Below are 21,146 nucleotides of genomic sequence, written 5' to 3' on the forward strand. Positions count from 1 at the left end.
CTCGGCGCGCCGGCGCTCCAGGCGCCCGTCCTCCAGGGTCGCGATCCCGGCCGAGTCGTAGCCGCGATATTCCAGGCGCCGAAGCGCCTCGATCACCTGGCCTGCCACCGCGTCGCGCCCGACGATGCCTACGATGCCGCACATGCTCGTCTCTTCAACCTCGTGATGCTGCCGGCATGGCCAACCCGGATGGGCCCGACCGGGAATCCCCGGCTGAGACAGTCGCCACACGCGCAAGCTCCGGGCCGGAAGGCCGGTCCGCCGCTCAGCTTGTACCGGATCGGGACGGCAGGAAGCCAGCCCTCCGGCGGCCGCGACCCTGCACCGGACCGCCCTGCCCTTCGGGCGATGCGCAAAGATCGCTCGGCAAGCCGCTCTCCGGTCTAGGTTTTTTTCGACCGCGCGTCCTTCTCGGCGCGCATCGCCGCGCGCTTCGGCTCGGCCCAGCCGGCCTTGACGGCCTGGCGCCCGCGCGCGATCGCGAGGGCATCGTCCGGCACGTCGTCGGTGATGACCGAGCCCGTGGCCACGTAGGCGCCGTCGCCGATGCGCACGGGGGCGACCAGGGCCGAATTCGAGCCGATGAAGGCGCCCGCCCCGATCGTGGTGCGGTGCTTGTTCACCCCGTCGTAATTGCACGTGATGGTGCCGGCCCCGACATTCGCGCCGGCCCCGATCTCGGCATCGCCCAGATAGGTCAGGTGGTTGGCCTTGGCGCCGGCGCGCAGGGTCGCGTTCTTCACCTCGACGAAGTTGCCGATGCGCGCCCCCGCCTCCAGCACGGCGCCCGGCCGCAGCCGCGCATAGGGGCCGATGCTGACCCCGGCCGCGAGGCGCGCCCCTTCGAGATGCGAGAAGGCGTGGATCACGCAATCGTCCCCGACCGTGACCCCGGGCCCGAACACCACGTGAGGCTCCACCACAACGTCCTGCCCCAACACCGTGTCGGCGCTGAAGAAAACCGTCTCGGGCGCGATCAGGGTCGCGCCCCCGACGAGGGCCGCCCGGCGCAGCCGCGCCTGGATCTCGGCCTCCGCCACGGCGAGCTGGGCCCGGTCGTTGACGCCCTGCGCCTCCGCCTCCGCCACCGGCACCACCGCGACGGCGAGGCCGTCCGCCACCGCGAGCGCCACCGCGTCGGGCAGGTAATACTCGCCGGCCGCGTTGGCGTTGCCGATGCGCGCGAGCAGCGCCAGGGCCTGCGCGCCGGAGAGCGCCATCAGGCCGGCATTGCACAGGCGGACCGCGCGCTCGGCCTCGGTGGCGTCCTTGTGCTCGCGGATCGCCAGCACCCGCCGGCCCTCCGTCAGCACCCGGCCGTAGCCCGTCGGGTCCGCCGCCTCGAAGGCCAGGACCGCGACCGCCGCGCCCTCGGCGAGCGGCGCCCGCAAGCGCCGCAGGGTCTCGCCGGTGATGAGCGGCGTGTCCCCGAAGGCCACCACCACGTCGTCGACCGGCTCCGCCAAAGCCGCCTGGGCGGCCAGCACCGCGTGGGCGGTGCCGAGGCGCTCGGCCTGCGGGTAGAGGCGGGCGCCCGGCGCCATCGCCTGCGCCTCGCGGGCGACGTCGTCCCGGCCCGGCTCCGCCACCACCGCGATGCGGTCGGCCCCCGCCTCCCGGAGCGCCGTCAGCACGTGGCCGAGCAGGCTGCGCCCCGCGATGGCGTGCAGGACCTTGGGGCGCTTCGAGCGCATCCGCGTGCCCATTCCGGCCGCGAGCACGATCGCCGTGAGGCTGCGGCGCCCCGTCTCTGTCGTCATCGCCGTCCTTGCGTCCTGTTGCCGTCCGGATGCCGGGTCCGGCCCGGCGCGCGACCGGCCCCGAGCTTGACCGATCCGGCCGGAATTTATCCGATCGCGCCGGCCGCGCAAAACCGGCTCCGCAAAACCGGCCCCCCAAGGCCGGCCCCGGGCCTTGCGTGCGGAACCGGACCCAGGCCGCCCAGTGACGGGCCGAATCCTTAACTCCGGGTTCAGGCGGGGGCATGCTAGAGGGTTCCGGCACGTGACAATCGGCGCCCGACGCTGCCGGAGGCCCGGCGCGGCTGCCCCGGGCGCCCCCAACCTTGCATGAAGGGCGCATGACGCTGCCGAGAGATGGTTCGTCCGCTTCCCCGTACGGGATCCGGACCGCGGACAGGGCCTTCGATCCCGTGAGCACAGGATACCCGGATCCCACCCGCCGGGCGCTGCTGCGCCTCGCCGGCGGGGCGGCGGGCTCATGGACAGCGGGCCTCACGGGATGGGCCGGGCCGGCGCGCGCCGCCGAGACCCCGGCCCTGCCCGCCCCCGGCGCCGCCCTCGATTCCGCCACCGTGGTGGAGCTCGCCCGGGCGCTCGCCGCCGCCCCCTACGCGGCCCCCCGCAGCGACGACCTGCCGGCCTCCCTGAAGACCCTCAGCCGCGAGCAATACGGCGCCATCCGGGCCGCCCCCGGCAGCGCGGTCTGGGCCGAGGACGGGCTCGGATTCACCCTGGAGCCCCTGCATCGCGGCTCGATCTTCACCGGCCGGGTGACCCTCGCCCTGGTGGAGGACGGCGTGGTGCGGGCCCTGCCCTACGACCGCGCCCGCTTCGAGACCGGCGGCATCGTGCTCCCCGAATTCGGTGCGGATCCGGGCTATTCGGGCTTTCGCCTGCGGGCCCGGTTCGACGGCGGAGACCTCGCGGATTTCGCCGTGTTCCAGGGCGCCTCGTTCTTCCGGCTGCTGGCCAAGGGCCAGGGGTTCGGCATCACGGCGCGCGCCCTCACGCTCCGCCCCGCCGATGCCCGCGGCGAGGAATTCCCGCTGTTTCGCGCCTTCTGGATCGAGCGCCCGCGCCCCGGCGGCGCCATCGTGGTGCATGCCCTGATCGATTCCGAATCCTGCGCCGGGGCCCTGCGCATGAGCCTGCGCCCGGGCGAGGTCTCGCTCGCCGACATCGAGGGCACGATCTTCCCGCGCCGCGCCATCGATCATCTCGGCCTCGGCGGCATGCAGGCGAGCTACCTGTTCGGCCCCCACGACCGGCGCGGCACCGACGATGCCCGCGCGGCCGCCCACGCGGCCGGCGGCCTGCAGATCCGCAACGGCGCCGACGAGGCGATCTGGCGCCCGGTGCACAACCCCGACACCCTGCAGATCTCCTCCTTCCTGGATGCCGAGCCGAAGGGGTTCGGGCTGATGCAGCGCGCCCGCGCCTACGACGATTTCGAGGACGACGTGCAGCACTGGGAGTGGCGGCCCTCCCTCTGGCTCGAGCCGCTCGGCCCCTGGGGCGAGGGCGCCGTGACGCTCCTGGAGATCCCGAGCGATTCCGAGTTCAACGAGAACATCCTGGCCTATTGGCGCCCCAAGACCGCCCTCGCGGCCGGGGCCGAGACCCGCTTCGCCTATCGCCAGTTCTGGTGCTGGGAACCGCCGGAGCGGCCCCCCGTCGCCCGGGTCACCGGCACCCGCAGCGGCCATGGCAGCGGCGGCACCCGCCGGCTCTTCCTCGTCGACTTCACCGGCGAGGGGCTGTTCTCCCCGGAGGGCGGCCTCGACATCGTCCTCGGCGCGAGCCCCGGCGGCATCGCCCGCCAGACCCTCTACGCCTATCCCGAGCGCAGGACCGTGCGGGTCGCCTTCGAGCTCGATCCCGGCGGCGAGCGGGCCTGCGAATTGCGCCTCACCCTCGCCCGCGGCGGCCGCGCCGTCACCGAGACCTGGCTCTATCGCTGGACCCCGTGAGGTTCGCGCCGAGCCCCGCCCGCTGGCCCCGCCCGCCGGCCCCGCCCCGAGACCCTGGACGATTGACGAGACCCCGGAAGATTCATGGCCGAGACCCCGACCCTCTCCCCGCCGCCCCGGCCCGCCGACAGCGCTGAGACCCAGGCCGAGACCCAAATCGGGACCCGAGCCGGGCTCGCGGCCGAGGCCTTGGTGCCCGAATCCTTGGCGCCCGAATCCTTGGCGCCCGAATCCTTGGCGCCCGCGATGCCGCCCGAGGCGCCGCTCGCCATGCCGGTGCAGGACCTGGCGCGCTGGGACCCGGGCCTCGGCCACCGGCCTTCGCGCCCGCATCGCCGCCCCTGGCTCGCCCGCGCCTTCGTGTTCGGGGGGGCGGCGCTGCTCACCGGCTACGGCGCCCTGCAGATGTACGAGACGGTCTCGGTCTCGGGCGGGACGACGGCGCTGCAATATGTGCTGCTCGCGCTCTTCACCCTCAACTTCTCCTGGATCGCCCTCGCCTTCACGGGGGCGATCCTGGGCTTCCTCGTGCTGCTGCGCCGGCCGAGGCCCGGCCCCCGTCCCGCCCGGCTCGCGAGCCGCACGGCGGTGGTGATGCCGGTCTACAACGAGGCCACGGCCCGCACCTTCGCGGGCATCGAGGCCATGCGCGAATCCGTCGAGGCGACGGGGCTCGGGGCCCATTTCGACTGGTTCGTCCTGTCGGATTCGACGCAGGGCGACGCCTGGATCGCCGAGGAGCGGGCCTTCCTGGCGCTGCGCGCCCGGCTCGGGCCGGAGGCCCGCCTCTATTACCGGCACCGGCCGAAGAACCACCACCGCAAGGCCGGCAATATCGGCGACTTCGTCAGCCGCTGGGGCGGCGCCTACGACCACATGCTGGTGCTCGACGCCGACAGCCTGATGACGGGCGATTGCGTGGTGGCGCTCGCCGCCGCCATGGAGGCCGACCCCGATTCCGGCATCATCCAGTCGCTGCCCCTGATCATCAACCGCAACACCCTGTTCGCGCGCGTCCAGCAATTCGCCGCGCGCATCTACGGCCCCGTCATCGCCACGGGGCTCAGCGTCTGGTCGGGCCGGGACGGCAATTACTGGGGCCACAACGCGATCATCCGCACGCGCGCCTTCGCGCAGGCCTGCGGCCTGCCCGACCTCACGGGCCGTCCGCCCTTCGGGGGCCACGTGCTGAGCCACGATTTCGTCGAGGCGGCGCTGATCCGGCGGGCGGGCTGGGCCGTGACCATGCTGCCGACGCTGCCCGGCTCCTACGAGGAGAGCCCGCCCTCCCTCATCGACGTGGCGGTGCGCGACCGGCGCTGGGCGCAGGGCAACCTGCAGCACAGCCGCATCATCGGGGCGGCGGGCCTGACCTTCGCCTCGCGCCAGCACTTCGCCACGGGCATCGCCGGCTACGTCGCCTCCCCGCTCTGGCTGGCGCAGCTCGTGGTCGGCATCGCGCTGGTCCTGCAGACCGCCTATGTGCGGCCGGAATATTTCACGAGCGAGTTCGGGCTCTACCCGGTCTTCCCGCGCTTCGACCCCGTGCGCGCGCTCCAGCTCTTCGGGCTGACCATGGGCATCCTGCTCGCCCCGAAGGGCCTCGGGCTGATCCTGGCGCTGATCGACGGGCCCGTCCGGCGGGCCTGCGGCGGCGCGATCCGGCTCCTCCTGTCGAGCCTGATCGAGATCCTGCTCTCGGCGCTGATCGCCCCCATCGCGATGCTGATCCAGTCGGGCTCGGTGTTCCAGATCCTCGTCGGGCGCGATACCGGCTGGAACCCGCAGCGGCGCGACGACGGCTCGATCCCGTGGCGCGACATCGTGCGCCGCCACCGCTGGCACATGGTGCTCGGGCTGATCACCGGGGTGGCGGCCTTCGCGATCGCGACCTCGCTGTTCCTCTGGATGTCGCCCACGATCCTCGGCCTCGTCCTGGCGATCCCGATCTCCTGGGCGAGCGGGCAGCTCGGCCTCGGCCTCGCGCTGAAGCGCCGCGGCCTGCTGATGACCCCCGAGGAGCGCGCCAGCCCCCCGATCGCCCTTCGGGCCGGCGCCCTCGAGGCCCGCAACGCCGAGACCGGCCTCGATGCCGCCGACGCCCTCGCGGCCCTCCACGCGGACGCGCCGCTGGCGGCAGCCCATGCCCGGATGCTGCCCCCCGGCGCCGCGCGCCCGCGCGGGCGCATCGACCCCGAGCGGACGCTGGCCCAGGCCAAGGTCGTCGAGGCCGAGACCCTCCCCGAAGCCCAGGCCTGGCTCACCCCCAAGGAGCGCATGGCCCTCCTCCACGACCGCGCCCTCCTCGACCGCCTCGCCCGCCTGAGGCCCTGATGCGGGGCGGGGCGCCCCGCCCCGGCCGAGCGGCGCGCGCGAGATTCCGGATGTTCGCGCGCGCCGATCTCCGCTATCACACCCCTCCCGGCCGAGCCGGGCCGGATCCGGAAGGGTGGCCGAGTGGTTTAAGGCAGCGGTCTTGAAATTCGCTCTCGGCCATCCCGCTTAATCCCAGCCAATCAGCTAACGTGTTGTTCTGAAGGCCAATTTTGGCCTGGGTGCGTTCACTCATCGTTCTCCATCCCTGTTCGTATTAATGAGTTGGGTAGCAAAAGCGGTAGCAACCGCCCTGTCCTGCCGAACTTGCAGCCAGCCCGTTATGAGCGATCGAAACGACCTAGAGGGTTGCCAAGCTTAGCCATATGGGCCAGTCTCCGCCTAAGTACTGCGACTGCGTTGCATGCGGATGGAGGGAATATGCTGGTCAATCACGAGCGACGCCTCCTCAAAAAGGCTGCTGAAGCTGTCGATTTCCAGATCTCCATAAAGCAAAAACCAAACTCATCTTGGCCCGGTGATCACAGCAGGCTCTCCGCCCTAGAAAGCCGTGGCGATCTTCGTCGCATCGGCGTGGACGCCGACCTTGAGACTTGGCAGATCACCGACAGCGGCTTGGCCAGGGCCCAGCGCCTCACGGGCCAAGACGCGTAATGGCTTCGGTCAAGGTTCTCGCTGCGGGCGACGGCACCTTCGTGGTCTACCAAAACGGGAATCCTCTCTGCTCGGGTTTGACCCGGCCACAAGCCGAACGGTTGGCAGCGGTCCTAAGTTGGGTCGCCCCAGTGCGGTGAGGCGGTAGCGCCTCGGCAGCTTATGATGCGGCCGAAGCGGATGATTAGGCTGCTCCACGCAAGCCTGAGACGAGCACGTGAGCTTTCTGCAGACGCCCGATAGCCCGGCTTAGGTGCGCCACGGCGGCGCACGTATCTCCTCGGGCAACAGCGAACTCAGAAGCCCGGCGGTCCCAACGAGCGAGCGCTTCCAGCCATGCCGGCAAGAGCACGATGCGGACGTAGAGCACGCCGAGGGCGAGGCGTAGGATGAGGCGGTGAGACAGGGGCATCAAGCGCCCTCACCCGTCCACTGATCCGCCGCCGGGCCCTGTAGGATGTCCCAGACGAGGGAGATCAGCAGGCGCTCATCGTCAGAGCGCGGGGGACCATCGGCAGTCCACGTCAGGAAGCGCTCAAGCTCATGCTCGTAAGCCGTTACCCTGGCCTTCCACATCAACCCCAAGCGGGTACGGGCGGGCGTCTGGGTAATCAGCCGACAGAGTTCGTCGTCACGCTCGGTGGCCGCCTTGAAGGCTTCTGCATCCTCTGAGATGCCGCCCTCTTTGATGCGCTTCTTTACCTGTTGGTGCTCAACGCAGTAGGCGATGAGGTCCGCATCAGGGCTGGGTTCATCGAGAAGACCGATGACCTCGACGCCGACATACGGAGCCTGCTTGCGGGTGGCTCCAATCGCCGTGAGCACGAGTTCAGCCCGGTCCACAGGAGACGGCAGCGGGTGGCCGTCACGGGGACGGTGATACTGACTCGGGTTGAGGTAGATGGCCTGCGTGTCGCTGGTCAGAACGAGACCGGTCAGGTTCTCAACCTCTAGGTCCACCGCCTGACACTCGGCGGCGAGCCATTCGCGATAGGCGACAAGGCGGCTGACCGGCTGCGCGACGGCGCTGAGGTCCATCATAGGGAGCTTGTAGGCCATCAGGCGCGCTCCACCGTCATGAGGAACGCCGTCAGGCGATTGTACAGCCGATCGCGCAGGGCAGTCGGCGAGAGGCGGTCAGGGTCAGCCCGCCGCATCGTTGCAACAGCCAGAGTGACGGGGCCCTGCTGGGATTTGCGCAGGCGTGCGCGTTCACCGGCCGAAGCCGGCGTGCTAGTGGTCATAATAGCCATGGGACGCTCTCTGTCAGCGTTGCTGGTGAGGCCCGCGCGGTGGTGCAAACACCGTTGCGGGCCGTTGCGTTGTATGACGCACCGACATACAATCACAGCACATCAACGCTTGTCAATCGGTCCGACATACAATGGCGCTGGAAGAGAAGAAGACAGCGATCTTCCAAGTGCGCATGCGCCCTTCTGTGAAGGCAGCCGGTGAAAAGGCGGCTGCTGCTGAGAGTCGGTCACTCGCGTCACTAATGGAGTGGTTGCTGATCGAGCATCTTCAGGCGAAGGGGATGCTAGGCAGAACACCAAACGCGACCATGAGCAACGAACCTCATCTAGCGACCGGCCACCCGCGTAGCCCTTCGATCAATGAAACGTGATGCTCCATGCTTCTTGGACTCGATCTTGCCCTACTCGCTCCATTGCCTAGCGGCCGGCAGCTACGACTTAGCGCTTAATGGGAAGGTCATTGGAAGCGTCGTGAGGAACGTCGAACCCAGTGGTCGCCTCGGCAATTGGCGCGTGGAGTTGCTTGACGACCTGCCTGCGATCAAGTGCCCTGCTCCTTTCCAGAAAACGGAGCATCGGTTTCGAACGCTAGCTGCGGTGCTTGCGTGGCTTGGTGATCCGCCGATCGTCCGCCTCGTTGACGAAGAGCTGAAGGCGAAGCGCTCATGAACCAACGCACTCAGATGCTGATCGCCGGCGCGGCAATCATTGTTCTCGCCACGGCCGCCGTGTTGCTGGCGCTGGAGCCCGACGATCCGAAGGTGGCGCTGGGTGACACCGCTGCCGCTGCGCTGTTTGCCTCGATTATCGTGCTCGGGAAAATCCGGCGCGATCAGTGGCAGCGATGATTCCTTCTGACCTCACCGATCTGCTCAGCGCTCGGATCTTTGTTATCGAGAGCGCCCTCGGCCTCATCCGGCAACGGCAAGACGTAAACACGCAGGGGCGCGAGGTTCGTGGTCACCTGATGGACGTGCTCGACCTCGTGCGACGCGATCCCGGTGTCGATGCAGCGGTTGATGACCTGCATCGCAGTGTCTGTGCCTTCATAGAGGCTAAGCCGGCTGAAAGTAGCGTAGAGGCAAGGCGGCTGCGCCTGCTTGATGAAGCCCACACCCGCTTTCTTGATCGATTGAAGGCCGCGGGGCTCAGGATTCCGCCAGTAAGCGGAAGAGATGGCTTGGGTTGAACTTAGTCATCTGCGGTCTCGTCGAAGAAGCCCCAAAGGCGTAACAGTTCTAACAAGCCCAGGGGAGAAGGATGCAGTTCAGCAACACAACGGATGCTGTTTGGCTCATCCTCGGCCCGCTTTGCCTCGCCCTATTCCTGGCGTGGGCCGATCGGGGCTTGGTTGGTCTTCGCGGCAAGGCTGCGCGCAACGAGCGGCGCCGGACGACCGCGATGTTTCTCAACTCTCTGAGCATCGCCTTCGTCATAGCCGGCTTGGCGAACAGCTTCCTGGCAAACGACTTCTTTGCTCTCATAGGGCTCAGGACCGGCACTGGCTTGGACCGTGCCGTAGCAACTTGGGCAGCCGTTCTGATCGGCATTGTACTCCACATTCTGGCGCGTATGGCGCTGAATGGGACCGAGGATTGACTGCCATGCGACGCATAAAGCCGCTGGCGTCACCTTCATGGAGAAGAGTGGCGAAGGGCTGGGCTCGCGGCTGAGAAAGGGTAGCCGGACGGTAGGGCTACTCGTGCGAAGCCACACCCGTACACGTAGTTGCGCTGCGATATGGTTTTGCGAAGCGGCAATGAGGCTGCTCAGCAACGAGGCTGAAATGGCGCATCGACGGGTAATCAAGGCGATCAATGGCAAGCCAGCGGCTTTCATCGGCTCGCAGACTGGCCGCGACGACGCCGAAAAGGTGCTCCTTCGGGTTGGAGATCGGGAGGAGACGACGAGCGGGCAACGATGGGCTCAAGCTCCTGCCTGGATGGGAAAGCGACCGGAGTGGGCAGGAGGCGAGCGTTAAAGCCTTTTCTTGGCCCGCGCAGCCTCGATAGTGGTCTTAGATCCGGTTCATCGTCAGGACCACAAGACCTTCGCCCTTGATCGAGACGAGCCGGTATTTCGTCCCGTCCAGAATGATCTCCTTCGGGCTCTCTTTGGTCACGGCTTCAACCAGACTGGAAAGCGCCAAACCGCGCTCTGCCTTGTCAGCCTTTGGTGACCACGCCGCCATGGAGACGCCGAGGGCAAGGACGAAATCCAGGGCAGCAGAGTCCTTGCCGTAGAAGATGGCGACGGTGCCGGCCTTCCCCTTGCTGCCATCCTCAGTCTTGGCGATGCCCATCATCTTCCCGCTGATGCTGTACTGACAGGCCCCCTGCTGATCGGAGCAGGTCACCAGCAGCATTCGGGAGTCAGTACCGAATTCCTTGGCGGCTCGGTTGAACGCCTCATGGACTGAATTAAGGGGGCCGAAATCGCCACCGGCCAAAGCTGCCGTGGACCAGAAACAGAGCGCCGCCGCAAATCCAAAACGCCTCAAACGAATCTCCAGGAAGCACCATGGCTGCGGAACGACGAGAGGTGAGAAGGTCCGCCACCTATCATCAAATGGCAATGCCTTTTGCTCGGATTTTGCGGCTCACCGGCGTCGAGTTCAGCCTGGAGAACGGCGGCGAGCCTGCGGTGCGGCTGAGGAAGGTGTGACCATGCCGGGCCGCTGAGGCCGCAACCGGAGGGTCGTGAGGCTGGTGCAATTCTACGTGAGGTTGAGTTTCCCTTTCCAGTTTTGTACTGAATCTGACTCTTAGGAGTGAGCTTGGGCTATGAGTCGGTAAGCTCATAGAACGATCCAAAGGGAACTGACCGTGACAGTTTACGCCCTATCTGAATTGAATTTTCCGGGTGCTTTATCGACCTATGCCAACGGCATCAATGATGCGGGGAAAGTCATTGGGTCATTCTCTGATGTATCTGGAAATATTCATGGGTTCGAGTATAATTTTGGGGCGTTCACGCAGATAGATTTCCCCGGATCAGTCAAAACAGATCTGCTTGATATCAACAATTCTGGACAGATTGTTGGAACATACGACGCCGCCGCTTCCTATCAAAGCGGCTCATTCAAGCTAAGCGATTCACTATACACAAAAATTGGAGTTAAGTCACCTGACGGTAATTTTATTGGGCCTCAATTCACTGTCGTCGATATAAATGACGCAGGCAATGCTCTAGGTTATTTGACGGTGTTAAGCACTAGGTCATCTGACTTTGTAGCAACAATTGTTGATGAAAACGGGTCTCAAATATCTACGGGAATCCAATCTCACATTCTGCCATCGGCTTTCAATAACCCTGGCATAGTACTTGGAAAAACTTACGAAAAATCTTCCAATTATGCCTCTTTCAATAACAGCTATCCTGTTTTTGTTGAAGACGGAGTTGCGACAAAGATTGCTTACCAAGGTCAGACCAGCAGCGCGGTTGGAGATATCAACGACAGCGGGCAGTTTGTTGCTCAGCTTGGAAAGCTTGGTTTTGTAGAAGATGGTAACGAGTTCTCGTTTGTTACATACCCAGGCGCAGCTAGCACGACCATCCAGGACATCAACAATCTGGGCCAGATTGTCGGGTACTACACAGACAGCACCGGGCACAACCATGCGTTCTTTGGGACCGCGAGCAGCGCCCCAAATTTATCGTTGTTCGGATCTGTCACACATGACGTAAGCAGCGCGGGTGGACAAGTCTTCGCACTCTATGATGGGCTCCTCGGACGCTCACCTGACTCTGTAGGGTTGGAATATTGGGCGGATCAACTGCAGCATGGCATTTCAGTTCGTGACCTCGGGCAGCGACTGCTTGACTCTCCCGAGGGCCAGTCAAGGACTGGATCGATCAGCAATTCTTACTATGTCCAGCAGCTCTACCAATCCACACTCAATCGTGGTGCAGATGATGCCGGTGGCAGCTACTGGACGGACCAACTCGTCCACGGCGCTCCCCGCATCGATGTAGCTATGAGCCTTGTCTTCTCGGACGAGCACGTTGCTAACATGAAGCCCGTGTTCGATACCGGTCTCTTCGTGCCAAACGCTCACGCCTCTGATGTCGCGAGGCTCTACTACACCATGCTTGATCGCGCCCCGGATGCAGCCGGGTTGCAGTTCTGGACCAATCAACTCGACCACGGCGGTTCCCTGAGCGGCCTTGCGCAGGGCTTTCTCAGCACACCAGAAAATCAGGCGAAGTACGGCTCCCTCGCCAACAGCGCCTATGTGGACGCGCTATATGAGAACGCCCTCGGGCGGCATGCCGATGCGGATGGTCTACAGTTCTGGACGGCGCGGCTTAACAGTGGCACCTCGCGTGCTGATCTGGCGGTGCAGCTCTCGGACAGCGCAGAGGCCCACACTACCCACCTCAGTCAGATTGAGCAGGGCTGGCACCTCGCCTAATCACCATCTGACACGCGTTCAGCCCCGCAGCCTCATGGCCCGCGGGGCTTTTCGTTTCAGCCCACCTCGTTCGTCACGGCTGGTCTTCTCTGGGGGGCGATCGTGGAACCGACCGTTGCGTGAAATGTTCTCCCGGTCGGTCTAAGGGAGATCGCATGCCCCGCTACTTCATCGACACGAACGATGGTGACTACTACGTGCGCGATGAGGATGGGCTGGAGCTTCCTGCCAAGGAAGCTGCTCGGGAGATTGCGATAACCACGCTCCCCGACATGGCGCGCAGCGTCCTCCCGGACGGCGACCGCCGCACCTTCTGCGCGAGTGTCCGGGACGAGAGCGGCAAGACGATCTTCAAAGCGGAGCTTGAGATGCGAGCCGAGTGGCTGGAGTGATCCTCGGCCTGACACGGCGGTTCTCTCGTCAGTCAGGCAGGAACGGTCCCTCGAAGGTACCGAAGTTGGCTCGATCGCCAAGTAGGCGCCGAGCCGATGCGATCCTCTGAAACGCCTGACGGCTGACGCCTGAGGAGCGAGCTTCCTCTTCCAGGCGACGAAGCTGCTCAATGGCCATGAGAGCCGCTGCACCGCCAGATTGCGGCTTATCTTGCGACAGCGCTTGTACAAGCGCAGCCATCTCGAGATCGATTTCTACACCTTGAGGATCAGCAATCCGCATTCATATCACTCCTGCAATTTGTCTGATCTGAGTAAATTACCTTGTTGGTCACTGCCCTAACATAGGTTTTGTGCAAAGCCGATTTTTTGAAATACATCATATGATAGGATTGATAAAAATTCTCGGAAGTTATCTCAGGTAAATGTGGCGTCTACGTTTGATGTTAGATCCAGGCGTCGGTTTTTTGAAGCCCGGCATGGTCTCTTTGGCGCCATCACTCCCCCCGATCTGCGGCAGAGAGACCACCTCCTGAGATGCACTCAGCCCCGCAGCCCCTGGCTCGCGGGGCACTTTATTTCCGGCACCGTTTCATCTGCGTGAGTGTCGGGCCTTGCCCCGGAAGGCAGGGTGGCGCCGTTGGGTGCTGCCCACCTGACGCGGCTCCGCTGGCACGTTTCTCCGGTTCGCACCCCGGCGGGGCCGATCTTCACTTGCCCAAGGTGACTTGCCCCGCAGCCTCACGGCGCGGGGCTTCTTCGTTAACGTGCATCAACCCAAGCCGAAGAAGCGCAGGAAAGCGAGCGGGGCAGGAGCAACCTTCGACGCGGGCCCCCGTTGTCCGCCCCTGAGCCGGATCCAGCCGGCAGGGAGACAACATGAAAAAGCTTATTGCCGTCAGCACTTTTGCGCTGACGATTGCGGGTTCCGCCCTTGCTCAAGGCTTTCCTGCGGCTCGGGAGCCGGAAGCAACCGGAACGGTCATCCAGCGGCAGTTGAACAACACTGGCAACGACCGCAGCGTGATCATCGCGCCCGGCGCCACCGGCGCGGAGACCATTGAGACGGACTCGGCTGCAGGCGGCAATGCGGGTCAACCCTCACGTGCCGTACCGCAAGGCGGTGCTAGTGGAAGCGGCGGCAACGGCGGCGTTGGCGGCGGCTAAGCCCTCGGCACTCACCGCAAACTTCAGCCCCGCAGCCTCACGGCTTGCGGGGCTTTTCGTCTGCATCAGCTTGACGGCTGGCATCATCCTCGTCGAGGAGAATGGCGAAGGCCGTCTGTGAGAAAGGCTCTGGAGGCGAGCTGATGGTTGCCGAGCGCACCTGAAGGCGAAGGGCTACCTCAAGGACTGAGGCATGATGAAGTGGGATGTACAGCCGATCGAGGACGCGAGCCAGCAGGTCTCCGGCGATCCGGTATATGTGGTCCTAGCCCGGTCAGAGCAGGAGCCTAAATGGTTGGAGATTCATGTGGTGGCCCAGCCGACAGGTGATGAGAACTCCGACAAGATACAGGCCCTCGGCAAAGCCGCCGGCGCCGCCCAGGCGTTCGCTCGTGAGGCGCGTGAGCGTCGGAGCGAGTTTACCAGCACACCAAACTCCTGATGACGAAACGCTCGTGAACCAACGCACTCAGATCCTGATCGCCGGTGCGGTGATCGTCGCTCTCGCCACGGCCGCCGTGCTGATGGTTCTGAATCCGGACGATCCGAAGGTGGCGCTGGGCGATACCGCCGCTGCTGCGCTGTTCGCTTCGATCATCGTGCTCGGGAAAATGCGGCGGGATCAATGGGAGCGATGATCCTCACCGAGCATGTGAAGTCGAAGGGCTGTCTGAAGTGAAGCCGCGGCCTCACGATCCCTCATAAGCCCACCGATACGCGAGGCAACTTCAGCTGAGCTCGTAATCGCCCTGCCGCCATCCCATCTGAAGAGGGCCCTCCGCGCAATCCCGTGCACTGGGTGACGACGGGGAGGCCACATGGCTCATTCCACGAACAACGGCGCTGCACAGGCGATCTCGGCTGTTGATTTCAACGAGCGCGTGAAGCGCATGCTGGTCGACAAGCCTGACCCGAAGAAGGGGAGGCAGTACCAGCGGGCTCCGTTCCAGTCCAAGCGGCCGGCCCCGCAGAAGTAGTATTTAGGGCTCGTCGAGATTGCAGCCCCGCGGCCTCAGGGCTCGCGGGGCTTTTCGTTTCAGCCTGCCCGGTTCGCCGCACGGGCTTCGTCATGCCTAGGGCGCGAACGGTGGCCCACCTGCAGCCAAGACCGGAGCTGGCATGCAAGCGTGGCATTTGCTCAACTCGGCAGCAACGGGATCAATGCGGCGCCATTCCGCTTCTCCGAACCCAGGTGGCTGGATGGTGAGCAGGCCGGGCGATCTCCGAACCCCGTGGCCGCTCGGCTTGCACCTGTGCGCCGGCCGCGCTCAGCTGCAGGACCAAGCCGCCGGCTCTCGGCTGTTTCCCGCCACCTGCCGAGTGGGCCGAGTGGGCCGAGTCGCCCGTATGCTCAGAGGCGGCCCGGTGCTGGCATAGCACGGTGACGCGAAGTCACATCGCATTGCATCAGATCGCTGCCGCTAGTGGCCCTCAGCCGCCTTCCGCCCATCCTTCGCGGTGTCGTCGCTGGGCTGCTTCTTGGCCAAGGGGATCGCGCTGCGACCTGAAAACGTTTGATTCAAAGCGGTGTGCCGCCCTGGAGAACATGGTGTGTGAAATTTTTGATCTGATGGACGCCGGCCAGCGCGAAGCAGCGGCTCAGGCTGGATTGGCCAAGCTACAGGCGGCCTTGGCCTTCCGGACAGAGGAAGAGCGCAACGCTTTCTGGAAAGCGATCAACATCTACTACGTTCCAGGGCTGGAAGATGAAGACGATTGAACCGCTCTGGATCACGTCGCCGCTTCAGCCTGCGCCGCCGTGGCTCCGTTGCTGAGAAATCCATCGTTCTGCTTGGCGTCGGCGGCCTTCTGCGCGAACGCCTTCTCGGACACAAATTCCACCGTGGTCGTCGTGCCAGCCTCTGACTGCGAATAGGCATACGACCACAGCTTCATCCGCAACTGCCCCTCCTTCGTGGGGAAGAGCATCGGCGATTTGATCGTGGCGTAGTCCACGGCGAGATCCCAAAGGCCACCTACACCAGGACGAAGCCAGCCCTGATAGGTGATGCCGACGCGGATAAGGGAGGCCTGGATCGCCTGCACCTCCATGTTGGTCCGGAGTTCGGCTTCCTTCTGCGTGAGCGGCATTTCGGCCAGGATCACGCGCGACTGGCCCTTCGGCCCCTCCATCGTCGCCTTGGCTCGGACCTCAGCCGCCTTCTTCCCGAACAGGCTGTCTGAGCCCGGTTGTTGGGAGTCCGTGATCACCGCATCCACGGCCGGCATGGCGATGGAGCAATTCGCCGAGAGGATGTTCTGCCCTTCCGTGAAGGTGACCTCAGGTCGAAAGCGTCCATCTCCCGCTCAATCTGCTTGCGGATTGCGGTGCGGCGGTCGGCCTCCTGCTCAGTCGTACGAGGCGGCTGAGGCTGGGCTCTGGCCCGAAGCGCGTCACGGTGACGGAGAGCATGCCGGAACTGTGCGACGCCTTCCTCGGTCTCTCTGCGCCGCTCGATGTCGGCTGCGGCGGCATTCACCTCCTCGGCGATCTGCTCACGCAATGAGGGCTCGTTCTCGGCCAACGTCTCACCGAGCTTCTGCCAAGCGCGAAACTGCTTCTCGGAAAACATGAGGAACCTCAGAACAAAACTTCACCGGGCTCGCGGCCGGGGATGTGGAGGGAGTGAAGGAAGGAGCGATGCGGCCGCCCCTGTGACGGCAGGTTGATTAGCGTCCGCCGACCAGTCTTCTTCCACTGCTCAACGATGTCGGGGTCTTTCGGGTTGAATCCGTTGACGACCTCGCCTGTGCGCTTGTTCACGAACACACGGATTTGCTCGTCGCTGTATTCAGCGCCAGTGGCCGGCGTGCCGTTGTAAGGTTCGGGTGTGTCCAAGGGCTCGACACCATCGGGGAGTTCACGGTTAGCCTCGTTCACTGCGAAATTAGCGGCGGCGATCCGCCGGGCGATCTTGGCCAGTTTCTCAGCGGCGGCCGTGTATTCCCCGAGGGCAGCTACCCCGTCATCGCGTTTCGCCTTTGCGTTCGCGTAGATCTGCTGGCGCCGGGCCTGCTCCTCGGCGGCTTCAGCCTCGTCAAGCTCGGGCAGTAGGCGCTCACGGCGAAGGGCGGCACGCTCAGCGCGGACCATTGCGGCGGCCATGGCCTCGTCGTGCTTGCGGACTTCATCGTCCGTGCCGTCAAGGAGGATGGCCTCTCGCATGTTGGCGAGCGCCAGATGCTCGCTGATGGCGGCAGCGCGTTCCTGATCCAGCCGATCCAATTCGGCCTGCACGTCAACCGATGATTTTTGCTTTGCCTTCGTCTTCACAGCCATAGGCTTCCTCAAATTCGTGCAGCCTTGTGAACCTTGAGCAGTTTGATACCGAGGGGGCCTGCAGGTTCACTTCCCGTTATTCGACTGGCTGCAGAGCCGCCGCATGGCAGCCCCGAATAGAAGCATTAGGCGGCATCAAACGCGCGCGGAAAAGGGATCTAAACGCGCTCAACGCGCCAGACGCGCGCTGGGGCAAGAATTATCTGGCGAGATAAGCTTGCAAGCGCTTTACTGACACACGCCAGCGGCGGCAGCCATACATCTTGCCGATGCCATAAGCTTGGCACCATTTGCGAATGGTAGAAGCATCGACGCCAGCACGCTTCGCCGCATAGTCAGGCGTAATCAGATCGGGATCATCTGCGAACTTGGGCCACTCGGCATCCGGTTCGGGAGACGATGTCTCCGGGCCACCAATCAGTTCCGCTGCGATTGATGCCGCCCTTGCCAAACAAGCCGACAATTCGTCCTGCAGTGCTTGGCGCTGATCGTCCTGCACGTGTGCTTCAGCCATGGCCAGCGACCCTTCCCAGCACTGCGAGCCGATCGGCCTCTGCGTCGAAGCCAGTTCCGCGCACCACGTTCACCGCCATCGCGAAGCCGAGGCTGAGTTCATCAGGCTCTAGCGGGGTCCAGGGCAGCGGGATCGGCTCAATGATGGGAGCGGGCTCGTCAGAATGCACAAGCCCCTCCTTGATGAAGTGCCGAGCCAGGGCTGCAGAGCGTTGAATGGCGTCAAGCACGAGGTGATGCGCGAGAGCGCAGGCGCGGTCAGTCATCGCGCATCCCGCGCGGTATGCCGTCGCGCCATATCTGACAGAAATGAGAAGGTGTCTTCCGAAACCCTCCGTTGGTTAACCATTTCGCAACACATACACCGGGGGAGGGAAGAAGCGTTCGGAGGCCCGAACATGGTATTTGCGTACATGGTTGCTGCGTGGGGCGGCGCTCTACTGACGGTGTCTGCGCTCTGGAGCTACGGTGCCGTGATCGCGATTGCCGCGGCTCCGTTCGGCGGCAGCACTCTTGCAGCCTTCGTCGCCGTGCTACTGTACATCCTCCGCTCACCCCGGAGCCCCACACCTGAGCGGGTATCAGCTGGGTCGCGGCAGGGATGGAGCCACGCTCACCGCTGAAGGTGCTGTGCTCGGCCTCATCATGGCCAAGCCTCCGCGTTATAGAGTTTCCCACCGCAGACCGCTCGGCCTGTGCTAAGCTCCTTCTCAGCCCGCTTCTGCCGCAGCGCTGATGGAGGGCCCTCTCATGCACTTGGATCGCAACGGACAAGGCGACTGGATCCTTGATCCGGAACAGCTCGCCTCGAGGCTTGGGCTCGATCCCGGTCATCTCCGCCACAAGATGAGGCTCGGTCTCGTGACCAGCCGCGTCGAGGCTGGCCATGATGAAGATGAGGGTAATTGGCGCGTGACGGTTCGCGCTGGTGATGCTGCTTGGCAGGGCATCTTCGACGCCGTTGGCAGTCTGACCAGCGAGCGCATGCTCTGACCGCGTGCGCCTGAGCACCGCGAAACAATCAATGCCAAGCCTAGAAACAGGGATGTAACGCGCGACCGCTATCAAGAGTGACGCTCCGATCCAGTCCAAGCCTAGGAGGCCCGCATGACCGCTGCCCATCCCTTCCGCCGGCTGCTGGCCTTGGTTGCTCTCCTCGTGCCGACTGCGATTCTGCCGTGCCGCGAGGCTGTTTCGCGCGGTGAGACGACGATCCAGCACGACGCTGCGGCTGAGGTCGTGTTCCGTCACTACCTGTGAACCCGCTGCGGCCTTGAGGGCTGGGCATCCATGCTCAGACATGGTTGGCTCCCGCATGCTGGCGCCGACGCTCGGCCCATTCGCGATCTCGGATTGCCTGCGCTTCGCGAGCCGCAGCCATGTCCTTCTCCTGCCTCTCAAAGAACGCCCGCATCAGCTCGTCCTCACGGGCCGTGGCTCGCTTCCTGCGCTCCACCTCGGCTTCCTTCGCCTTCAGCATCTCGGCGACCGTGAAGGGTTGAGGCTTGGCTTTCGGCTTCGTCTTGACAGGCGCTGGATGCCAAGCCTGCGAGGACGAAGGCCGGTAAGCTGAGGGGCCTTGCGTGCGCGAGGAAGCTTGAGGATGGCTGCCGACCAACCTGACAGCCTCATCCAGGGTCAGTCCGGCCGACGCCGCTACACGGGCCGCAGCAGACTTCCCGGCTTCACGCTCGCCAGCCGTGGCGCCACGCTCCCACATGGTCCGGCATTTCGAAAACCGATCGCGATCAATCACAGGCGATGCTCCCGGTGAAGGGCTGCGAAACTGGCGAGAACGTGCCGGCGATCGGTGGGAGCGAGATGGTTCAGGGCAACCGCAGCGGATTCCAGAGCAGCGGGGTTGTGCTCTGCCGTGAGGAGATGTCTGGCGAGATCCTGGCCTCGTGGTCCGCACGTGAGCCGCACGATGGCCCGCATGGACCGAAGGCGGGCGACACGCTCGACCTCATTCAAACCGACCGCCCACGGCCCGAATTGGTCGGCGGACCTCATTGTCCATGCCCCCGTCGTTGGGCCTCGACGCGAGGGCGCAGCAGTGCAGCACCTCTTATAGAGGTGTGCTGCACGTGCTGCGGCCCTCTTTGCGCGCCCTCAAGAGGGGTGGCCGGGGCGCAGCAGTGCGGAAGTGCTGCGCTTTGCTGCGGGGTGCTGCTCATCTCAGCCACAGCCACGTTGCGGTGGCGCCAATGATGCCGCGAGCCTGAAGGGTTTTGAGATCGCGACTCAGGTTCGCGCGGTTCACTGCTGGAGTGATCAGCTCGTCCCAGTATCCTCTAAGCTCAAGATATCGCTTGAGGTTTTCCCGCGCTACCGAGCGGAGATCATGAGGAACGTTGGAGTCACCCTTCACCGCCTCGCCCATTTCCCCGATGGCAAAGGTGAGGACATCAAGGAGGAGGCGGGCGCGGTCGGGCAGAGGCTTGTTGCGCTTTGCTGCGGGGTGCTGCGCCTCACCCGGAAGAGTGGCGATCTCGACTACGGCGGCCGTAGCACTCTGGAGTGCTGCGCCCCCCTCGCGAAGCACCGTTGGAAGGAGGCGGAATTGCCAAGTCGCGCCCGCCTCAGCGTCCTTCATATGGTGGATGGTGGCAGTGCTACAGACTTCCCCTTTCTCAACGCTCCACATCACGTCTACGGCGCCGTCCAGGGCGTTCGAACCACGGGAGCCCTTTGCCACGTCTTTGCCTGCGTGGTGGACGCCGAGAACGATGCAACCGAAAGCAGTCCCGATCCGCTCGCAGTTGTCCACGAAGGTGGTCATGTCCTTCGCGGCGTTCTCGTCAGCCCCCTTCATGGTGCGCGCGAGTGTATCAATCGCAATGGCACGGATCGGCGGGTTGCCAATGCTCGCGAGATAGGATCGTACATCCTCGATCAGAGCGAGGTCATCGCCGCTGGCGTGGCCGAGATCCGGGGCGACAGGGATCAGGAGGAAGGGCACGCGCCGACCCTCCACCTCGTAGTGGCGGCGCATCGCGATCAAGCGGCGCTTAAAGCCCTCGACGCCCTCGCCCGTGATGTAGACGACAGCGCCTTGCATCACCTCTCGGCCTGCCCACGCTCGCCCCATGGCGGCATGGAACAGGGCGTCAGCAAGCAGAAAGGACTTACCGCTCTTGGGCGCACCGAAGATAACACCGAAGCCGGTGGCAGGCAGAAGCCCATCAATCAGCCAAACCGGATCCGCTCCGATCTCAAGGTCATCGACGTGCAGGATCGGAAAGCGGGAACGCTTGGGAGGCGATGAGTGCCGCTCCTCCTGATCGAAGCGGGCGTAACCGTTTCGTTCCCGCAGCTCAGCGAGCGCATCGTCCATTGGCGTCCACGGCTCGTCAGACAGGTGCGAGCCCTGCTCGACCCGCATCCGGTCCAGCGCCTCGAAATGCTCCGCGCCCACGCGCGCCG

At 64.6% G+C, this 21,146-nt stretch carries 28 protein-coding genes; 16 read left to right on the forward strand and 12 right to left on the reverse strand.

The window, feature by feature from the left end:
• Positions 1-383: 383 nt before the first annotated feature.
• The gene (glmU, locus tag F6X53_RS23975; RefSeq protein ID WP_151003030.1) at positions 384-1,760 is read right to left on the reverse strand and encodes a bifunctional UDP-N-acetylglucosamine diphosphorylase/glucosamine-1-phosphate N-acetyltransferase GlmU; all 1,377 of its coding nucleotides are present in this window, start codon (positions 1,758-1,760) and stop codon (positions 384-386) included.
• A gap of 320 nt (positions 1,761-2,080) precedes the next feature.
• Between glmU and F6X53_RS23980 the strand changes: the two genes are divergently transcribed.
• The 3 genes from F6X53_RS23980 (at position 2,081) to F6X53_RS23990 (ending at position 6,700) form a co-directional block, all read left to right on the forward strand.
• Positions 2,081-3,712: an OpgD/OpgG family glucan biosynthesis protein gene (locus F6X53_RS23980; RefSeq protein ID WP_151003032.1), complete on the forward strand. Its 1,632-nt coding sequence runs from the start codon at positions 2,081-2,083 to the stop codon at positions 3,710-3,712.
• A gap of 84 nt (positions 3,713-3,796) precedes the next feature.
• Positions 3,797-6,046, forward strand: coding sequence for a glucans biosynthesis glucosyltransferase MdoH (gene mdoH / locus F6X53_RS23985; RefSeq protein ID WP_151003034.1), 2,250 nt, complete (start codon positions 3,797-3,799; stop codon positions 6,044-6,046).
• A 420-nt stretch (positions 6,047-6,466) separates the two neighbouring features.
• Positions 6,467-6,700, forward strand: coding sequence for a hypothetical protein (locus F6X53_RS23990; RefSeq protein WP_151003036.1), 234 nt, complete (start codon positions 6,467-6,469; stop codon positions 6,698-6,700).
• 411 nt (positions 6,701-7,111) lie between these two features.
• Here the strand turns inward: F6X53_RS23990 and F6X53_RS23995 are convergent, their stop codons facing one another.
• The gene (locus F6X53_RS23995) at positions 7,112-7,759 is read right to left on the reverse strand and encodes a hypothetical protein (protein ID WP_151003038.1); all 648 of its coding nucleotides are present in this window, start codon (positions 7,757-7,759) and stop codon (positions 7,112-7,114) included.
• Entirely contained in the window at positions 7,759-7,953 is a 195-nt protein-coding gene (locus tag F6X53_RS24000; RefSeq protein ID WP_151003040.1) for a hypothetical protein, read from the reverse strand. Before F6X53_RS24000 ends, F6X53_RS23995 begins: the two co-directional genes overlap by 1 nt.
• A 131-nt stretch (positions 7,954-8,084) precedes the next feature.
• Between F6X53_RS24000 and F6X53_RS24005 the strand changes: the two genes are divergently transcribed.
• Both F6X53_RS24005 and F6X53_RS24015 read left to right on the forward strand, forming a co-directional pair.
• Positions 8,085-8,324, forward strand: a complete 240-nt coding sequence (locus F6X53_RS24005; protein WP_151003042.1) for a hypothetical protein — start codon at positions 8,085-8,087, stop codon at positions 8,322-8,324.
• 294 nt (positions 8,325-8,618) lie between these two features.
• Positions 8,619-8,801, forward strand: a complete 183-nt coding sequence (locus F6X53_RS24015; RefSeq protein ID WP_151003046.1) for a hypothetical protein — start codon at positions 8,619-8,621, stop codon at positions 8,799-8,801.
• Here F6X53_RS24015 and F6X53_RS32610 read toward each other — a convergent pair.
• The gene (locus F6X53_RS32610; RefSeq protein WP_191970966.1) at positions 8,786-9,067 is read right to left on the reverse strand and encodes a hypothetical protein; all 282 of its coding nucleotides are present in this window, start codon (positions 9,065-9,067) and stop codon (positions 8,786-8,788) included. The two genes, F6X53_RS24015 and F6X53_RS32610, sit on opposite strands and share 16 nt — an antisense overlap.
• Positions 9,068-9,213: 146 nt before the next feature.
• Between F6X53_RS32610 and F6X53_RS24025 the strand changes: the two genes are divergently transcribed.
• On the forward strand, positions 9,214-9,552 hold the full coding sequence (locus tag F6X53_RS24025; RefSeq protein ID WP_151003050.1) for a hypothetical protein: 339 nt from the start codon (positions 9,214-9,216) through the stop codon (positions 9,550-9,552).
• 418 nt (positions 9,553-9,970) lie between these two features.
• Here F6X53_RS24025 and F6X53_RS24030 read toward each other — a convergent pair whose 3' ends face one another.
• Positions 9,971-10,453 carry a hypothetical protein gene (locus tag F6X53_RS24030; RefSeq protein ID WP_151003052.1) on the reverse strand — a complete coding sequence of 161 codons (483 nt, stop codon included), beginning with the start codon at positions 10,451-10,453 and terminating at the stop codon, positions 9,971-9,973.
• A 20-nt stretch (positions 10,454-10,473) separates the two neighbouring features.
• Between F6X53_RS24030 and F6X53_RS32615 the strand changes: the two genes are divergently transcribed.
• The 3 genes from F6X53_RS32615 (at position 10,474) to F6X53_RS24040 (ending at position 12,760) form a co-directional block, all read left to right on the forward strand.
• On the forward strand, positions 10,474-10,617 hold the full coding sequence (locus tag F6X53_RS32615) for a hypothetical protein (RefSeq protein ID WP_191970967.1): 144 nt from the start codon (positions 10,474-10,476) through the stop codon (positions 10,615-10,617).
• Between the two features lie 161 nt (positions 10,618-10,778).
• The gene (locus F6X53_RS24035) at positions 10,779-12,368 is read left to right on the forward strand and encodes a DUF4214 domain-containing protein (RefSeq protein ID WP_151003054.1); all 1,590 of its coding nucleotides are present in this window, start codon (positions 10,779-10,781) and stop codon (positions 12,366-12,368) included.
• A 155-nt stretch (positions 12,369-12,523) separates the two neighbouring features.
• Positions 12,524-12,760 carry a DUF6894 family protein gene (locus F6X53_RS24040; RefSeq protein ID WP_151003057.1) on the forward strand — a complete coding sequence of 79 codons (237 nt, stop codon included), beginning with the start codon at positions 12,524-12,526 and terminating at the stop codon, positions 12,758-12,760.
• 28 nt (positions 12,761-12,788) lie between these two features.
• Here F6X53_RS24040 and F6X53_RS24045 read toward each other — a convergent pair whose 3' ends face one another.
• Complete coding sequence (locus F6X53_RS24045; protein ID WP_151003059.1) at positions 12,789-13,043, reverse strand: hypothetical protein; 255 nt, start codon at positions 13,041-13,043, stop codon at positions 12,789-12,791.
• A 596-nt stretch (positions 13,044-13,639) separates the two neighbouring features.
• Between F6X53_RS24045 and F6X53_RS24050 the strand changes: the two genes are divergently transcribed.
• From F6X53_RS24050 to F6X53_RS32625, 5 genes are all read left to right on the forward strand, one after another.
• Positions 13,640-13,927: a hypothetical protein gene (locus F6X53_RS24050; RefSeq protein ID WP_151003061.1), complete on the forward strand. Its 288-nt coding sequence runs from the start codon at positions 13,640-13,642 to the stop codon at positions 13,925-13,927.
• A gap of 193 nt (positions 13,928-14,120) precedes the next feature.
• Complete coding sequence (locus F6X53_RS24055) at positions 14,121-14,369, forward strand: hypothetical protein (protein WP_151003063.1); 249 nt, start codon at positions 14,121-14,123, stop codon at positions 14,367-14,369.
• A gap of 13 nt (positions 14,370-14,382) precedes the next feature.
• Positions 14,383-14,565, forward strand: a complete 183-nt coding sequence (locus F6X53_RS24060) for a hypothetical protein (RefSeq protein WP_151003065.1) — start codon at positions 14,383-14,385, stop codon at positions 14,563-14,565.
• A 180-nt stretch (positions 14,566-14,745) separates the two neighbouring features.
• The gene (locus F6X53_RS32620) at positions 14,746-14,904 is read left to right on the forward strand and encodes a hypothetical protein (protein WP_191970968.1); all 159 of its coding nucleotides are present in this window, start codon (positions 14,746-14,748) and stop codon (positions 14,902-14,904) included.
• Positions 14,905-15,473: 569 nt separating this feature from the next.
• A complete protein-coding gene (locus F6X53_RS32625) occupies positions 15,474-15,647 on the forward strand; it encodes a hypothetical protein (protein WP_191970969.1) in 174 nt (57 codons plus the stop codon).
• Positions 15,648-15,658: 11 nt separating this feature from the next.
• Here F6X53_RS32625 and F6X53_RS24065 read toward each other — a convergent pair whose 3' ends face one another.
• The 4 genes from F6X53_RS24065 to F6X53_RS24080 form a co-directional block, all read right to left on the reverse strand.
• Positions 15,659-16,156, reverse strand: a complete 498-nt coding sequence (locus F6X53_RS24065) for a hypothetical protein (RefSeq protein WP_151003067.1) — start codon at positions 16,154-16,156, stop codon at positions 15,659-15,661.
• 352 nt (positions 16,157-16,508) lie between these two features.
• Positions 16,509-17,207 (reverse strand): hypothetical protein, encoded by a 699-nt coding sequence (locus F6X53_RS24070; RefSeq protein WP_151003069.1) that lies wholly within the window; start codon positions 17,205-17,207, stop codon positions 16,509-16,511.
• 199 nt (positions 17,208-17,406) lie between these two features.
• Complete coding sequence (locus F6X53_RS24075; RefSeq protein WP_151003071.1) at positions 17,407-17,721, reverse strand: helix-turn-helix domain-containing protein; 315 nt, start codon at positions 17,719-17,721, stop codon at positions 17,407-17,409.
• Positions 17,714-17,986: a hypothetical protein gene (locus tag F6X53_RS24080; RefSeq protein WP_151003073.1), complete on the reverse strand. Its 273-nt coding sequence runs from the start codon at positions 17,984-17,986 to the stop codon at positions 17,714-17,716. Before F6X53_RS24080 ends, F6X53_RS24075 begins: the two co-directional genes overlap by 8 nt.
• Before the next feature lie 484 nt (positions 17,987-18,470).
• On the opposite strand from F6X53_RS24080, the gene F6X53_RS24085 reads away from it, so the two are divergent.
• Together F6X53_RS24085 and F6X53_RS32630 are read left to right on the forward strand one after the other, a co-directional pair.
• On the forward strand, positions 18,471-18,713 hold the full coding sequence (locus F6X53_RS24085) for a DUF6522 family protein (RefSeq protein WP_151003075.1): 243 nt from the start codon (positions 18,471-18,473) through the stop codon (positions 18,711-18,713).
• Between the two features lie 114 nt (positions 18,714-18,827).
• Positions 18,828-18,980, forward strand: a complete 153-nt coding sequence (locus tag F6X53_RS32630) for a hypothetical protein (protein ID WP_191970970.1) — start codon at positions 18,828-18,830, stop codon at positions 18,978-18,980.
• Positions 18,981-19,014: 34 nt separating this feature from the next.
• Here the strand turns inward: F6X53_RS32630 and F6X53_RS24090 are convergent, their stop codons facing one another.
• Together F6X53_RS24090 and F6X53_RS24095 are read right to left on the reverse strand one after the other, a co-directional pair.
• Entirely contained in the window at positions 19,015-19,476 is a 462-nt protein-coding gene (locus F6X53_RS24090; RefSeq protein WP_151003077.1) for a hypothetical protein, read from the reverse strand.
• A 417-nt stretch (positions 19,477-19,893) separates the two neighbouring features.
• Complete coding sequence (locus F6X53_RS24095; protein ID WP_191970971.1) at positions 19,894-21,138, reverse strand: AAA family ATPase; 1,245 nt, start codon at positions 21,136-21,138, stop codon at positions 19,894-19,896.
• Positions 21,139-21,146: the final 8 nt, after the last annotated feature.

Source organism: Methylobacterium soli (assembly GCF_008806385.1).
GTDB lineage: Bacteria > Pseudomonadota > Alphaproteobacteria > Rhizobiales > Beijerinckiaceae > Methylobacterium > Methylobacterium soli.

Bases quoted from the DNA above. Each gene is read 5' to 3' on its own strand.
- glmU (WP_151003030.1), bottom strand. From the start codon at position 1,760: ATGACGACAGAGACGGGGCGCCGCAGCCTCACGGCGATCGTGCTCGCG.
- F6X53_RS23980 (WP_151003032.1), top strand. From the start codon at position 2,081: ATGACGCTGCCGAGAGATGGTTCGTCCGCTTCCCCGTACGGGATCCGG.
- mdoH (WP_151003034.1), top strand. From the start codon at position 3,797: ATGGCCGAGACCCCGACCCTCTCCCCGCCGCCCCGGCCCGCCGACAGC.
- F6X53_RS23990 (WP_151003036.1), top strand. From the start codon at position 6,467: ATGCTGGTCAATCACGAGCGACGCCTCCTCAAAAAGGCTGCTGAAGCT.
- F6X53_RS23995 (WP_151003038.1), bottom strand. From the start codon at position 7,759: ATGGCCTACAAGCTCCCTATGATGGACCTCAGCGCCGTCGCGCAGCCG.
- F6X53_RS24000 (WP_151003040.1), bottom strand. From the start codon at position 7,953: ATGGCTATTATGACCACTAGCACGCCGGCTTCGGCCGGTGAACGCGCA.
- F6X53_RS24005 (WP_151003042.1), top strand. From the start codon at position 8,085: ATGGCGCTGGAAGAGAAGAAGACAGCGATCTTCCAAGTGCGCATGCGC.
- F6X53_RS24015 (WP_151003046.1), top strand. From the start codon at position 8,619: ATGAACCAACGCACTCAGATGCTGATCGCCGGCGCGGCAATCATTGTT.
- F6X53_RS24025 (WP_151003050.1), top strand. From the start codon at position 9,214: ATGCAGTTCAGCAACACAACGGATGCTGTTTGGCTCATCCTCGGCCCG.
- F6X53_RS32615 (WP_191970967.1), top strand. From the start codon at position 10,474: ATGGCTGCGGAACGACGAGAGGTGAGAAGGTCCGCCACCTATCATCAA.
- F6X53_RS24040 (WP_151003057.1), top strand. From the start codon at position 12,524: ATGCCCCGCTACTTCATCGACACGAACGATGGTGACTACTACGTGCGC.
- F6X53_RS24045 (WP_151003059.1), bottom strand. From the start codon at position 13,043: ATGCGGATTGCTGATCCTCAAGGTGTAGAAATCGATCTCGAGATGGCT.
- F6X53_RS24050 (WP_151003061.1), top strand. From the start codon at position 13,640: ATGAAAAAGCTTATTGCCGTCAGCACTTTTGCGCTGACGATTGCGGGT.
- F6X53_RS24055 (WP_151003063.1), top strand. From the start codon at position 14,121: ATGATGAAGTGGGATGTACAGCCGATCGAGGACGCGAGCCAGCAGGTC.
- F6X53_RS32620 (WP_191970968.1), top strand. From the start codon at position 14,746: ATGGCTCATTCCACGAACAACGGCGCTGCACAGGCGATCTCGGCTGTT.
- F6X53_RS32625 (WP_191970969.1), top strand. From the start codon at position 15,474: ATGGTGTGTGAAATTTTTGATCTGATGGACGCCGGCCAGCGCGAAGCA.
- F6X53_RS24065 (WP_151003067.1), bottom strand. From the start codon at position 16,156: ATGCCGGCCGTGGATGCGGTGATCACGGACTCCCAACAACCGGGCTCA.
- F6X53_RS24070 (WP_151003069.1), bottom strand. From the start codon at position 17,207: ATGGCTGTGAAGACGAAGGCAAAGCAAAAATCATCGGTTGACGTGCAG.
- F6X53_RS24075 (WP_151003071.1), bottom strand. From the start codon at position 17,721: ATGGCTGAAGCACACGTGCAGGACGATCAGCGCCAAGCACTGCAGGAC.
- F6X53_RS24080 (WP_151003073.1), bottom strand. From the start codon at position 17,986: ATGACTGACCGCGCCTGCGCTCTCGCGCATCACCTCGTGCTTGACGCC.
- F6X53_RS24085 (WP_151003075.1), top strand. From the start codon at position 18,471: ATGCACTTGGATCGCAACGGACAAGGCGACTGGATCCTTGATCCGGAA.
- F6X53_RS32630 (WP_191970970.1), top strand. From the start codon at position 18,828: ATGACCGCTGCCCATCCCTTCCGCCGGCTGCTGGCCTTGGTTGCTCTC.